The sequence below is a fragment of the Pseudomonas sp. HS-18 genome, from assembly GCF_020401845.1.
Lineage (GTDB): Bacteria > Pseudomonadota > Gammaproteobacteria > Pseudomonadales > Pseudomonadaceae > Pseudomonas > Pseudomonas nitroreducens.
In genome coordinates, this window is the sequence record NZ_CP084413.1 from 2,549,803 (window position 1) to 2,563,432 (window position 13,630).

Genomic DNA, 13,630 nt, shown 5'->3' on the forward strand with positions numbered 1-13,630 from the left:
CTGTATGAAAAGTGGAACTATTCTTGTGCGCACCGGTAAAGGGAGAACTTGAGGAAAAAGGGAGGTTTCCCCTATGCGCTGTCCCATGACGTTGCCGAATGAGAGTGAGCGCCTGAGCGCACTCGCCGACTATGGATTCGACGACGAAAGCCTGCTGCCCAGCCTGGACCCGGTGGTGCAGATTGCGGTCCGCATGTTCGGCATGCCCGTTGCGGCGGTGAACATGATCGGCAGTGACCATGTGTTCTTCGCCGCCGCCACAGGCATCGGCGAGGTGGACATGGGGCGCGACGTATCCTTCTGCGCTCATGCCATCGCCCAGGACGGGGTGATGGTGGTGGGCGACGCCAGCCGCGACGAGCGCTTCCACGACAATCCGCTGGTGACCGCGCCCAATGGCGTGCGCTTCTATGCCGGCGTGCCGCTGCTTTCAGTGGAAGGGCAGGCGCTGGGGGCTCTCTGCATCATCGACAGCAGGCCCCACGAGGACTTTTCCGGTGAGGACCGCGAACGCCTGGTCGAGCTGGCGCGCATGGCGTCGGACCGGCTCGAGTTGCGGCGCATCGAAGTCGCCTCGTCGCGCACCCGGCCATTGTTCGAGGAATACGCCGGTACCTCACCCACGCCCGTGGTGTGGTTCGACTGCTGGGGTGAGATCGGCGCCTGGAACGAGGCGGCGGCCAACCTGTTCGGTTACGACCTGGTCGAAGGCAGCGGGCAGGCTTTCGAGCTGCTGTTACCTGAGCGTGAGCGTCCGTCATTCCGCGCGCTGATCAGCGGGGCCAGCGATGCCACTTCGCTGGATGGCGTGGCCGTGCCGGGGGAAATCACCGGTGTGCGCAAGGACGGTTCCGAGCTGTCCCTGGGCCTGACGCTGTTCAGTTGGTCGGAGAAGGGCAAGCTCAAGTTCGAGGCCGTACTCAAGGATCTCACCGCCCGCCATCAGGAGGAAGAAGCGCTGCGCCAACTGGCCAGCGTCGACGTGCTCACCGGATTGGCCAACCGTGGCCAGTTCTATCGCCGAACCGAGGAACTGCTGGTGCAGTCGCGGCCGGCGACGGTGCTGATGATCGATCTGGATGGTTTCAAGGACGTCAACGACTCCCTTGGCCATGCGGTCGGTGACGGCATCCTGCGGCAAGTGGCCGAACGGCTGGAGCGTCTGGCAACCGACGGCGCCACGGTCGCGCGAATCGGTGGCGACGAGTTCGCCATCCTCGAGCCCAACCTGCTTTCGCCGGAACACGCCATGCGTTTCGCCCAGGCCGTGATCGCCAGCATCGCCGAGCCGATCCTCATCGATGCCCATGAAATCCATGTTGCCGCCAGTTGTGGCGTGGCGCTGGCGCCGCTGCATGCCCAGGAAGCGCTGGAGCTGGTCGGTGACGCCGACCTGGCCTTGTTCAAGGCCAAGATCAGCGGGCGCAGCCATGCCTTCGTGTTCGTCCCGGCGCTGAAGATGGAGGCAGCGGCGCGGCACCTTTACGGCATGGAGCTGCACCGCGCGGTGGCCAATGGGGAGTTCCTGCTGTTCTACCAGCCCCAGGTCAGTCTGCGCGACGGCTCGCTGCGCGGCGCCGAAGCGCTGATCCGCTGGCAGCATCCGCAGCGCGGCCTGCTGTCGCCGGCGGCTTTCCTGCCGTCGCTGGAAGGCGGGCCGCTGGCGGCCATCGTCGGCGCCTGGATCCTGGACGAGGCCTGCGCCCAGGCGGCCTACTGGCGGCGCAACGGTGCGCCGGACCTGCGCATGGGCGTCAACCTGTTCGGCGCACAGTTTCGCATGGGCAACCTGGTCACCCAGGTGCTGGAGGCGCTGGAGCGTCATGGCCTGCCGGCCGAGGCGCTGGAGCTGGAAATTACCGAGAACATCGTGCTCAACCACGACGACAGCGTGCTCAGCACCCTGCAGAGCCTGCGCTCCTATGGGGTCGGCATCGCCTTCGACGATTTCGGCACCGGCTACGCATCGCTCAGCCTGCTCAAGACCTATCCGCTCTCGCGGATCAAGATCGACCGCAGCTTCGTCAACGGCATGCTGGAAACCCAGCAGGACTTTTCGGTGATCCGTGCCATCCTCGACATGGCGCGCAGTTTCGACCTGGAAACCATCGCCGAAGGCATCGAGACCACCGCGCAGCGCGACCGCCTGCGTGCCGAGCGCTGCAATGAAGGGCAGGGCTACCTGTTCGCCAAGCCGATGCCAGCGCTGCAGTTCGAGCAGCTGTACGGCCTTGGCGGGCGCCAGGTCGGCCGGGCCTGAGCGACGGATTTTCTGCAGCGACATTGACCTTACGGGGCGAAACCGTTCGAAACGGGCGGTGTCGCCTCGCAAATCGGTTTCCTCCTTTGCCCGGCGCTGTCTACCCTGTAGGACAGATCGCCGCTCTGCGTCTTCGCAAGGGGCAGGGCAACAAAATGAAAAGTACGGGTCGCGGGCTTCTAAGGAGCGCAGATGGCGGAAGCGAAAAAGGGCAGCATGGGGTTCTGGAGCTGCACTGCGCTGGTGGTCGGCAACATGGTCGGGTCTGGGGTATTCCTGCTGCCGTCGAGCCTGGCGGCGTTCGGCGGGCTCAGTCTGTTCGGCTGGCTGGTATCGAGCACCGGGGCGGTGATCCTGGCGTTTACCTTTGCCCGGCTCGCCCGGCTCAACCCCGGTGCGGGCGGCCCCTATGCCTACACCCGTGACGGCTTCGGCAGCTTTGCCGGCTACCTGTGTGCCTGGACCTACTGGAAAGCCGCATGGATCGGCAACGCCGCCATTGCCGTCACGCTGGTGGGCTACCTGCGGGTGTTCATTCCGGCGCTGGCCGATCCGCTGCTGATGGTCGCCACGGCCATTGGAGCGATCTGGCTGTGCACCCTGATCAACCTGCGCGGCATCACCGCCTTCGCCGTGGTGCAGAACTGCCTGACCGCGCTCAAGCTGATTCCGCTGCTGCTGGTCGGCATTCTTGGCTGGTTCCACTTCAATCCGGATTACCTGACTATCCCGGCGCCGAGCGAACTGCCGAACATGGGGTATGCCCAGGCCATCGCCACCACGGCGGCGCTGACGCTCTGGTCGTTCATCGGCCTGGAGTCGGCAACCGTGCCGGCGGACGATGTGCGGGACCCGAAGAAGACCATCCCCCGCGCCACACTGTTCGGCACCCTGGCGGCCGCCTCGGTGTACATCCTCTCGATCACCGCCGTGCAGGGCCTGATGCCGCCGGAGGTACTGGCCAAGTCCACGTCGCCGTTCGCCGATGCCGCGCGCATCCTGCTGGGCAACTGGGGTTACTACCTGGTCGCGGGCGGTGCGGTGATCGCCTGCCTGGGCGCGCTCAATGGCTGGGTGCTGCTGCAGGGCCAGATTCCGGTGGCGCCGGCCCGTGACGGGCTGTTCCCCGAGTCCCTGGGCAAACTCAACAAGAACGGCGCGCCGGCCAATGGGCTGCTTTCTTCCGGGCTGCTGGTGACGGCACTGGTGATGGTCGATGGTCACGGCGAGCTGGTGGAGGTGTTCAACGTCATCATCCTGCTCGGCACCATGACCGGTGTCGTGCCCTACGCCTTCTGCACCGCGGCGCTGCTGCAGCTGCTGGCGACCAAGCCGGAATCCTTCTCTCCACGCTCGCGCCCGCAGGTGCTGGCCATCGGTTGCCTGGGCTTCCTCTATTCGCTGTGGGCGCTCTATGGCACCGGCGAACAGGCGATCTTCTGGGGCTTCCTGGTGTTCATGGCGGGCATCCCGATGTACACCTGGCGGCAGTACCGCAATCGCGCCCAGGGTTTACCGGTGGCGGCTGGCGACTGATTGTCGCGTACCGGGCCTTGCTGCCAGATCAAGCACTTGCTGGCCGATCTGCGAGCCAGTTCCCGCCCGATGCCGTGGGCTGCGTCACAGACCACGGCATCGACTTTTAGTTTCGCCTTGTTATAGTGACGCGATTTCCAAAATCTGATTCCCAGCACGAATAAGAACTGTTGGCCCGGGCTCCAGCGGCACTGCGCCGCACCCAGACGAGAAGCAGGGCATACCCGAGGACATCCCCGTGAAAGAATACAAAGCCTTCCGCATCGAGCTGGCGGACAAGATCGCCCATGTGCAGATCAACCGTCCGGAAAAACTCAACGCGATGAATGCCGATTTCTGGAAGGAAATCATCGATATCTTCCAGTGGGCCGATGAAACGGATGAAGTCCGGGTAGTCGTCCTCAGCGGCGCCGGCAAGCACTTCTCCGCCGGTATCGACCTGGCGCTGCTGGCCCAGGCTGCCAGCCAGCTGGGCAAGGACGTCGGCCGCAATGCCCGCGCCCTGCGCAAGACCATCCTCCAGCTGCAGGGCTCCTTCAACGCCGTGGACAACTGCAGCAAGCCGGTCCTCGCGGCGATCCAGGGCTACTGCATCGGCGGCGGCATCGACCTGATCTCCGCCTGCGACATGCGCTACTGCAGCGCGGACGCGCAGTTCTCCATCAAGGAAATCGACATGGGCATGGCTGCCGACGTCGGCACCCTGCAGCGCCTGCCGCGCCTGATCGGCGACGGCATCATGCGCGAACTGGCCTATACCGGGCGCAACGTCAATGCCGAGGAAGCCCAGCGCATCGGCCTGGTCAACAGCGTCTACGCCGACCACGCCTCGCTGTTCGACGGCGTGATGGAGCTGGCCCGGCAGATCGCCGCGAAGTCGCCGATCGCCATCCGCGGCACCAAGGAAATGATCGGCTACGCCCGCGACCACCGCGTCGAGGACGGCCTGGAATACATCGCCACCTGGAACGCCGCGATGCTGCAGTCCGCTGACCTGCAGGCCGCCATGATGGCGCACATGAGCAAGAAGACCGCCGAGTTCGCCGATTGATGTCCGTCCACTCTTCTTGCGCGCAGGAGGCGCACTAGGCCGATGGTTACTGGAGCCACGTCCCTCAGTCTGGTCCGCGACGAGCTGTTCGCCACGATGGAGGAGGCCGAGCAGAACCTCGAGCACTTCATTGCCGAGCGTCAGAACGGCAGCCTGCTGCAACATTCCGTCGATTGCCTGACACAGATTCGCGGCACGCTGAACCTGATCGAGCTGGCGGGTGCCGAGCTGCTGGCGCAGGAAGCGCTGGATCTGGCCACCGACATTCCCACCGGGGTCAGCGAAGACCGCGACGGCCAACTGGCTGCGCTCGGCAATGCGCTCTATGTGCTGCGCCGCTACCTGGAAAACCTCGAGGCGCACCGCCAGGAAATCCCCGAGCTGCTGCTGCCGGCGATCAACGACGTGCGCCAGGCCGCTGGCCAGCCCGCGCTGCCGGAGAGCTTCTTCTTCAGTGCGCGCCTGGACCTGCCGCGCCCGCTGCGTGCCGTTACCGCGCCGCAAGTGGACGACCCAGCGCGTGAAGTCCGCCGCCTGCGGCAGATGTACCAGGTCGGCCTGGTAGGGCTGATCCGCGAACAGAATCTCTATCCGAGCCTCAAGCTCATGGGCCGCGCGCTGGGCAAGCTCGACGTGCTGCTGGGCAGTGCCGCGCGCACCCGCCTGTGCTGGGTCGGCGCCGGCGCGCTGGAAGCGCTGGTCGACGCGCAGATGCTGCCGCGCAAGACGCGCAAGCTGGTGTTCTCGCGCCTGGATCGCGAGCTCAAGCAACTGATCGCCAACCCGCAATACGAAGCGCCGCGGCAGTTGCTCAAGGAACTGCTCTATCTCACCACACTGGCGGACACCGGCGGCGTGCGCGCCACCGAGCTGCGCCAGGTGTTCGGCCTGGCACCGCTGCCGTTCACCGATCACCTGCTCGAAGACGAGTCGCAACGCCTGTCCGGCCCCGGCCAGTCGGTGATGCGCTCGCTGTCGGTGGCGATCCGCGAGGAGCTAACGGCGGTGAAGGACCAGCTCGACCTGATCGAGCGCGGCGTTTCCCAGGCCGATGCGCTGGGCATCCTGCACACCCAGTTGGGCAAGCTGGCCAAGACCCTGGGCATGGTGGGCCTGAACTCTGCCGCCACTTCGCTGCAGCACCAGCATGGCGTGGTCGCCGGCTGGGTCGCCAAGGGCGCGGTGGACGATCCGGCTGCGCTCAACGCACTGGCCGACGCGTTGCTGTACGTCGAAAGCATGGTCGGCAACCTGGAGCGTGGCGAGCGCATGAGCGCGCGCCCGGCGCCGATGGGGGAGGACGATTCCTTCGCCGTGCATCAGCTTGCCGAAGCGCGCATTGTGGTGATCGACGAAGCCCAGTCGGGCCTGGCGCTGGCCAAGCGCGCGATCACCGCGTACCTGGAATCCAACGGCGACAAGCTGCACCTGGCCAACGTGCCGATCAGCCTGCAGGCAGTGCGCGGCGGCCTGTGGTTCCTCGGCCAGGAGCGTGCGGCATTGCTCGTGGGTGCCTGTGCCGATTACATTCAGGGGCAGATGATCGAGACGACCCAGATGCCGTCCGAGCAGATGCTGGAAACCCTGGCCGATGCTCTGACCGGCCTGGAGTATTACCTGGAGGGTGGAGCCATGATGCGGCCTGAAGGCCAACCCGACGTCCTGGACGTCGCCAGCGAGAGCGTCAAGGCCCTGGGCCTGACGGTGGCTGCCTGATGCGTACCGGGCGTTGGGAATCCTCGATGTTCGAGGTGGCTCCGAACGGTGGCTGGGCGCTCGCCCATTGCCAGCAGCAGTTCCTTGCCGACAGCAACGGCGTGCTGTTCCCCCGTGACTGGCTCAAGCGCCAGGACCTTTCCGTGCTTTCCGAGCACGCCGTCGGGCAGTTCGATGGCGAGCCGGTGTACCTGCTGGAAGTCGATCGTACCGACCCGCTGGAGGGTGCCAGCTGGATCGGCCTGCGCCAATTCATGATGCAGGCCGAGGAAGACATCTTCGCCATGCTCGGCTTCGCCAGCCAGATCGGCATCTGGTGGCGGCAGAACCGCTTCTGCGGCAGCTGCGGGCAGCCCAATCAGCGCATGCCCCGCGACCGCGCCATGCAGTGTGAAAGCTGCGGCATCCAGCGTTACCCGCTGCTGTCGCCGAGCATGATCGTGCTGGTGACCCGTGGCGATGAGGTGTTGCTGGCCCGTTCGCCGCGCTTCGTGCCGGGGATGTACAGCACCCTGGCGGGTTTCGTCGAGCCGGGCGAGTCGGTGGAGCACTGCGTCGCGCGCGAAGTGCGCGAAGAGGTCGGCGTCGAGATCGGCAATATCCGCTACATGGGCAGCCAACCCTGGCCGTTCCCGCATTCGCTGATGTTCGGCTACCACGCCGAGTACGTCAGCGGCGAGATCGTCATGCAGCCGGATGAGATCGAGGATGCCCGCTGGTTCCACGTCGACGAGCTGCCGCGCCTGCCGGCCGAGCGCTCCATCGCCCGCTACCTGATCGAGGTCTACCTGGCACGCCGCGCCGGTCGTCCCGATCCCGTCCTGCCCGGCGGCGCCTGACTCCAGGCGCCGTATCGGCCGACTTCAGGCCGCGGCAGTGAACCAGTGCTGCCAGGCCAGGCGCACGGTCAGCGCCAATACCACCAGGATGAACACCGGGCGGATGAACTTGGCGCCGCCGCCAATCGCCGTGCGCGCGCCGAAGTAGGCGCCGACCATCAGTGAGCTGCCCATGCACAGCCCCAGCAGCCAGACCACCTGGCCCGAGGCGATGAATACCGCCAGCGCAACGATGTTACTGACGAAGTTCATGCTGCGCGCCACGCCGCTGGCGCGTACCAGGTCCAGCGGGTACATCAGCAGCGTGCTGACGGTCCAGAAGGCGCCGGTGCCGGGCCCGGCCACGCCGTCGTAGAAGCCCAGGCCCAGGCCCTGCGGCCACTGCCGGCCCTGGGCGATCTGCGGGTTGGCGTCCAGCGGCGCTTCGGGCGTCTTGCCGAACAGCAGGTACAGGCCACAGCCGAACACCACCACCGGCAGCATGCGGTTCAGCCATTCCGCCGGCATCAGGTGCGCGGCCCAGGCACCGAGCGCTGCACCGATGGCGGTGGCGATCAGCCCTTTGCGCCACTGGCGCGGCTGGAACAGTTTGCGGCGGTAGAAGGTGTAGCTGGCCACGGCGGCGCCAAAGGTCGAGCTGAGCTTGTTGGTGCCCAGCGCCAGGTGCGGCGGGACGCCGGCGGTGAGCAGGGCAGGGATGGTCAGCAGGCCACCGCCGCCGGCAATGGCGTCGATGAAACCGGCGAGGAAGGCGACGCCGGCGAGGATGACGAGGGTGGTCGGGTCTACGACGAGTTCGAAGGGCATTGGGTTCGCCTTGATCAGGGGCCCGTCCAGCCACTCTTTTGTAAAGAGCGGGTGGCATAGGAAACGTTAACGGACCCGAAAGCTGCGACGGTCTGGCTGGCCGCGCAGGTACGCGGTGCGCATAATGCCGGCAATTCTACGAGGAAGGAAATCATTCGATGCAGTACGACGGTCTGGCCTGGGTCGTTGCCATCCTGGCGCTGTTGGCCCTGGCGGTAGCCGCCCGAATCCTGTTCGACCGTCACTGGTTCCTCGGCTGGTTGCGCGGTACGGCGGGAATGCTGTTCGTGGCCTTGGCCGCGTTGGTGGCGCTGGTGGCCTGGGACCTGCGCAGCTATGACGCGCTGCCGGCAGAGCGGCCGCTGGCGACCCTGAGCTTCCACAAGGTCGGCGAGCAACGCTATGACGTGACGCTGCTGCAGGGCGACGAGGAGCGTCGCGTGGAGCTGGCCGGCGACCTCTGGCAATTGGATGCGCGGGTACTGGAGTGGAAAGGCCTGGCACGGCTGATCGGCATGGCGCCCGGTTATCGCCTGCAGGATCTGTCCGGCCGCTTCCTGGCGGTTGAGCAGCAGTCCCTCGGGCGCAAGGTGTCGCTGGTTTCCGAAGCGCCGGGGATCGATCTCTGGCGCTGGTTGCGCGATGGCCAGCACGATCTGCTGACCTTCGTGCCGAAAGCCGGGCGGGTGAATTATCTGCCAATGGCCGACCAGGCGGTATTCGCCGTGCGTTATGGGGCGGGCGGGTTGACCGCCGAGCCGATGAATGCGGCGGCCAATCAGGCACTCAAGGAGTGGCAGTAATTCGCCGTCTGCAGGAGCGAGCCTGCTCGCTCCTGCAAAAAGCAGAAAAGGGAGCCGAATGGCTCCCTTTCTCGTTTCCGCGAAAGCGCTCAGGCGAGGAAGCCGCCGTCCACGTTCAGCGTCACGCCGGTGGTGTAGCTGGAGGCGTCGCTGGCGAGGTACAGCACGGCGCCGGCCATTTCGCTCGGGTCGGCTACGCGCTTGAGCGGGATGCGCTGCAGGGCAACGTTGCGGATGGCGTCGTTGCTCACCAGGGCCGAAGCGAACTTGGTGTCGGTCAGGCCCGGCAGCAGGGCGTTGCAGCGGATATTGAACTGCGCGCATTCCTTGGCGAAGACCTTGGTCATGCTGATCACGGCGGCCTTGGTCACCGAATAGATGCCCTGGAACTCGCCCGGGGTAACGCCGTTGACCGAGGCAACGTTGATGATGCTGCCGCCACCGTTGGCCTTCATCAGCTTGCCGCCTTCGATGGACATGAAGTAGTAGCCGCGGATGTTCACGTCGACGGTCTTCTGGAAGGCCGACAGGTCGGTGTCCAGCACGTTGCAGAACTGCGGGTTGGTAGCGGCGTTGTTGACCAGGATATCCAGGCGGCCGAACTGCTCGCGGATCTGCGCGAAGACGGCCTGGATCTGCTCCATTTCACCGATGTGGCAGGCAATCGCGGTGGCCTTGCCGCCGGCGGCGACGATCTCGTCAGCCACGGCCTGGCAGCCGTCAATCTTGCGGCTGGAGACGATCACGTGGGCGCCCTGTTGGGCCAGCAGCTTGGCGATGGCCTCGCCGATGCCGCGGCTGGCGCCGGAGACGAAGGCGATCTTGCCATCGAGGTCGAACAGTTGGGTCTTGGACATGGGGAGTTCTCCTTATTCTTTAGCGCCGTTACAGGCGAGACTTGCCGATGACCTGCAGGCTCACCTGTTCCAGCAGCTTGTTGGCGTGGATGAAGGTGGCGAAGCGCTTGTCCTGGGTCTGGCCGTGGAAGAAGCGGTAGTAGATCTGCTGCATGATGCCGGCCAGGCGGAACAGGCCGTAGGTGTAGTAGTAATCGAGGTTGTCGATCTGGATGCCGGCGCGCTCGGCGTAGTAGTCGGCGAATTGCTGGCGCGTGAGCATGCCCGGCTCGTGGCTGGGCTGGCGGCGCAGCATCTGCATCGGCTGCGGGTCGCCCGCTTCGATCCAGTAGGCGAGGGTGTTGCCCAGGTCCATCAGCGGGTCGCCGAGGGTGGTCATCTCCCAGTCGAGCACGCCGATGATCTGCATCGGGTTGTTCGGGTCGAGGATGACGTTGTCGAAGCGGTAGTCGTTGTGGACGATGCCCGGCTTGTGGTGGTCGGCCGGCATCTTCTCGCGCAGCCATACCTTCACCTGTTCCCAGGCCGGCGCATCGGGGGTCAGGGACTTCTCGTAGCGATCGATCCAGCCGCCGATCTGGCGCTGCACGTAGCCCTCGGGCTTGCCCAGGTCACCCAGGCCGCAGGCGTTGTAGTCGACGTTGTGCAGGTCGACGAACTTATCGATGAAGCTCTTGCACAGCGCGGTGGTCTGCGCCGCGTCGAGGTTGAGTTCCTTGGGCAGGTCGCTGCGCAGGATGATGCCGTTGACCCGTTCCATGACGTAGAACTCGGCGCCGATCACCGATTCGTCGGTGCAGTAGGCGTACGCCTTGGGGCAGTAGGGGAAGCCGTCCCTGAGCTGGTTCAGGATGCGGTATTCGCGGCCCATGTCGTGGGCGGACTTGGCCTTCTTGCCGAACGGCGGGCGGCGCAGGACCAGCTCCTGGTTGTCGTACTGGATCAGGTAGGTCAGGTTCGACGCGCCGCCGGGGAACTGGCTGATGCGCGGCTGGCCCTGCAGGCCGGGAATGTGGTCCTTGAGGTAGCCGTCGATCACGGCGGCGTCGAGTTCTTCACCTTCGCGGGAGCGGATGGTCTGGTCGGTCAACGACATGCTGGTCCCTTCTTGTACTGGGCTTGTACGGGTCATCGCACCGCAGCGAGAGCGGCGGGCAAGGGTGGCGCGCAAGGTGGCGTCGTGCTCTTGCCTGATGGGTTGCGGCAGAATCAGGCAAAGCAATGATGGCGCCGGGTGATCATTGGCTAATCTAATGTCGACGTCTGCCGCTCACAAGCACGGCGGGACGTTATTGGCGTCCGTGTTGCACCCCGATCAAGCTGCCTGATTCGCGGGCCGGAGCGGGGCGCGGGCATAAAAAAACCGGAGCCAGGGACTCCGGTTTTTCGTGCTGCGCGGGTAGGTTTGCCTCGGATCAGACCGGGAACAGTTCGCCCAGCTTCATCGCCAGCATCATGTCGCCTTCGGCGCGCAGCTTGCCGGCCATGAAGGCCTGCATGCCGTCGGTTTCGCCGCTGGTGATGCCCTTGAGGGTCTCGCTGTCCATGATCAGGGTGACGTTGGGGGACTCGGCGTCGCCCTGTACCACTTCGCAGGTACCGTCCTTGACGACCAGGTAGTGGTTGTCGCCGTCTTCGATGTTGAACTGGAACACCAGATCCAGGCCGGCGGCCGCGCTGGCGTTGAACTTGCTCTTCATGGTGGAAACGATGTCAGCAACACTCATGGTTCTATTCCTTTTCTAGGTTTTCTCGCGCGGCGCTCGGCGCCGCATTGGGCCGGTACTCAACGATAGGTGATGAGTTCCGGCGCCCTCAACAGTTCCAGATGCACGTGACTGTTGAAGGAAGCCAGGGCCACTTCGCTGCCGCGGAACTTCAGGCGGTTGAGCGAAGTGTTGACGATCTGCCAGTTGAGCTCGAAGGCGTTCAGCGCCGGAATGCCGGTCACCTGCTGGAGCACCGCGGTGATGGTGCCGCCGGAGGTGAACACGCCGATGTTGTCCTTGCCGCTGGCCGACTCCAGCAGGCGCTTGAGGCCGCCGTGCACGGTGTCGAGGAACTCGGCCCAGCTGACCAGGCCGTCCTTGTCGTGATCGCCGGAAACCCAGCGGGCGATCACGGTGGAGAACAGGCGCTGGAACTCGGCGCGGTGGTCGGCGGCGTTGCGCAGGATGTGCAGCGCCTGCGGTTCGATCTCCAGCAGGTCCGGCAGGTGGGCGCGGATCACTGCGTCGGCTTCGAATTCGTTGAAGGCGGAATCGATTTCCAGGGTGGGCGTATCGATCCCGGCCTCGTTCAGCCGGCCCATCACCGCTTCGGCGGTGTGGCGCTGACGGCGCAGGTCGCCGGCGACGCAGCGGTCGAAACGCAGGCCGAGGCTGGCCAGGTGCTCGCCGAGGATTTGCGCCTGGCGCACGCCGGTGTCCGAGAGCACATCGTAGTCGTCGGCACCGAATGAAGCCTGGCCATGTCGAATCAGGTAGATGCTTCCCACGCGCGCGGTCCCGGCAGGGCTGAAAGTTCCGGCGAGGTTATGAGGATCACCTGGGGCTGTCAACGAAAAAACATACGCTTGTTTGAATGCTATTCGCTGGACTGATACAGCGCTTTGCCAGCGCTGGTGGCGGGCCGGCGGCGTGGGTATGCTTGCGGGATTCACAGCGCTTGTCACGCGTGCGCGTACAGAATTGTAAAAGGGGATGTGAGTGGAGTTTCTAGCGGATTACGCGGGTTTCCTGGCCAAGACCTTCACCGTGGTGGTGGCCATCGTCATCGTCCTGGTGGTGATCGCCGCTCTGCGCGGCCGCGGCCGTCGTGGCGGCAGCGGGCACCTGGAGGTGCACAAGCTCAACGACTTCTACAAGGAACTGCGCGAGCGCCTGCAGCACAGCGTGCTGGAGAAGGCCAAGCTCAAGGCCCTGCGCAAGTCCGAGGCGAAAACGCTGAAGGAAGCGAAAAAGAAGAAGGGCGGCGAGAAGAACCGCGTCTACGTGCTCGACTTCGATGGCGACATCAAGGCCTCGGCCACCGAGCAACTGCGCCATGAAGTGACTGCGCTGCTGACCCTGGCTACCCCGCGTGACGAAGTGGTACTGCGCCTGGAGAGCGGCGGTGGCATGGTCCATGGCTACGGCCTGGCTGCTTCCCAGCTGGCACGCATCCGCCAGGCCGGCGTGCCGCTGACCGTCTGCGTCGACAAGGTCGCGGCGAGCGGCGGCTACATGATGGCCTGCATCGGCGAGCGCATCCTCTCCGCACCCTTCGCCATTCTCGGCTCCATTGGCGTAGTGGCGCAGCTGCCCAACATCCATCGTCTGCTGAAGAAGCACGACGTCGATTTCGAAGTGCTCACCGCCGGCGAGTACAAGCGCACCCTGACCGTGTTCGGCGAGAACACCGAGAAGGGCCGGGAGAAGTTCCAGGAAGACCTGGAAACCACCCACGAGCTGTTCAAGCGTTTCGTCGTCCACTACCGCCCCCAGCTGGCCATCGACGAGATCGCCACCGGCGAGGTCTGGCTGGGCCAGGCGGCGCTGGGCAAGAAACTGGTCGACGAGCTGAAGACCAGTGACGAATACCTGGCCGAACGCGCCCGTGAGGCGGATGTCTACCAGCTCAGTTATGTGCAGAAGAAGTCCATCCAGGAGCGCTTCGGCGTCGGTGTCAGCGGCGTGATCGATCGCGTGCTGGTGACCTGGTGGGACCGCCTGGGTCGCAGCCGTTTCTGGCAGTGACTCTTCTGGCAATGATTGGGCGTC

At 65.1% G+C, this 13,630-nt stretch carries 12 protein-coding genes; 7 read left to right on the forward strand and 5 right to left on the reverse strand.

What is annotated here, in order from left to right:
* Positions 1–85: 85 nt before the first annotated feature.
* The 5 genes from LDJ84_RS12000 (at position 86) to nudC (ending at position 7,402) form a co-directional block, all read left to right on the forward strand.
* A complete protein-coding gene (locus LDJ84_RS12000; RefSeq protein ID WP_226046380.1) occupies positions 86–2,260 on the forward strand; it encodes a putative bifunctional diguanylate cyclase/phosphodiesterase in 2,175 nt (724 codons plus the stop codon).
* A gap of 192 nt (positions 2,261–2,452) precedes the next feature.
* On the forward strand, positions 2,453–3,796 hold the full coding sequence (locus LDJ84_RS12005; protein WP_024763294.1) for an amino acid permease: 1,344 nt from the start codon (positions 2,453–2,455) through the stop codon (positions 3,794–3,796).
* A gap of 238 nt (positions 3,797–4,034) precedes the next feature.
* Positions 4,035–4,847: a crotonase/enoyl-CoA hydratase family protein gene (locus tag LDJ84_RS12010; RefSeq protein ID WP_024763295.1), complete on the forward strand. Its 813-nt coding sequence runs from the start codon at positions 4,035–4,037 to the stop codon at positions 4,845–4,847.
* 42 nt (positions 4,848–4,889) lie between these two features.
* Positions 4,890–6,563 (forward strand): hypothetical protein, encoded by a 1,674-nt coding sequence (locus LDJ84_RS12015; protein ID WP_024763296.1) that lies wholly within the window; start codon positions 4,890–4,892, stop codon positions 6,561–6,563.
* Positions 6,563–7,402: an NAD(+) diphosphatase gene (gene nudC / locus LDJ84_RS12020; protein ID WP_037011888.1), complete on the forward strand. Its 840-nt coding sequence runs from the start codon at positions 6,563–6,565 to the stop codon at positions 7,400–7,402. The genes LDJ84_RS12015 and nudC overlap by 1 nt, the downstream gene beginning before the upstream one ends.
* Before the next feature lie 24 nt (positions 7,403–7,426).
* Here the strand turns inward: nudC and LDJ84_RS12025 are convergent, their stop codons facing one another.
* Positions 7,427–8,209 carry a TSUP family transporter gene (locus tag LDJ84_RS12025; protein WP_024763298.1) on the reverse strand — a complete coding sequence of 261 codons (783 nt, stop codon included), beginning with the start codon at positions 8,207–8,209 and terminating at the stop codon, positions 7,427–7,429.
* A gap of 158 nt (positions 8,210–8,367) precedes the next feature.
* On the opposite strand from LDJ84_RS12025, the gene LDJ84_RS12030 reads away from it, so the two are divergent.
* Complete coding sequence (locus tag LDJ84_RS12030; RefSeq protein ID WP_024763299.1) at positions 8,368–9,012, forward strand: hypothetical protein; 645 nt, start codon at positions 8,368–8,370, stop codon at positions 9,010–9,012.
* 89 nt (positions 9,013–9,101) lie between these two features.
* Here the strand turns inward: LDJ84_RS12030 and LDJ84_RS12035 are convergent, their stop codons facing one another.
* From LDJ84_RS12035 to LDJ84_RS12050, 4 genes are all read right to left on the reverse strand, one after another.
* Entirely contained in the window at positions 9,102–9,869 is a 768-nt protein-coding gene (locus LDJ84_RS12035) for an SDR family oxidoreductase (protein ID WP_024763300.1), read from the reverse strand.
* A 28-nt stretch (positions 9,870–9,897) separates the two neighbouring features.
* A complete protein-coding gene (locus LDJ84_RS12040; protein WP_024763301.1) occupies positions 9,898–10,965 on the reverse strand; it encodes a phosphotransferase family protein in 1,068 nt (355 codons plus the stop codon).
* A 319-nt stretch (positions 10,966–11,284) separates the two neighbouring features.
* The gene (locus LDJ84_RS12045) at positions 11,285–11,596 is read right to left on the reverse strand and encodes an SCP2 sterol-binding domain-containing protein (protein WP_017519529.1); all 312 of its coding nucleotides are present in this window, start codon (positions 11,594–11,596) and stop codon (positions 11,285–11,287) included.
* A 59-nt stretch (positions 11,597–11,655) separates the two neighbouring features.
* Positions 11,656–12,366: a histidine phosphatase family protein gene (locus LDJ84_RS12050; RefSeq protein ID WP_024763302.1), complete on the reverse strand. Its 711-nt coding sequence runs from the start codon at positions 12,364–12,366 to the stop codon at positions 11,656–11,658.
* A 211-nt stretch (positions 12,367–12,577) separates the two neighbouring features.
* Here LDJ84_RS12050 and sohB point away from each other — a divergent pair, with 211 nt between their 5' ends.
* Positions 12,578–13,606 (forward strand): protease SohB, encoded by a 1,029-nt coding sequence (sohB, locus tag LDJ84_RS12055; RefSeq protein WP_024763303.1) that lies wholly within the window; start codon positions 12,578–12,580, stop codon positions 13,604–13,606.
* The last annotated feature ends 24 nt before the right edge of the window (positions 13,607–13,630 follow it).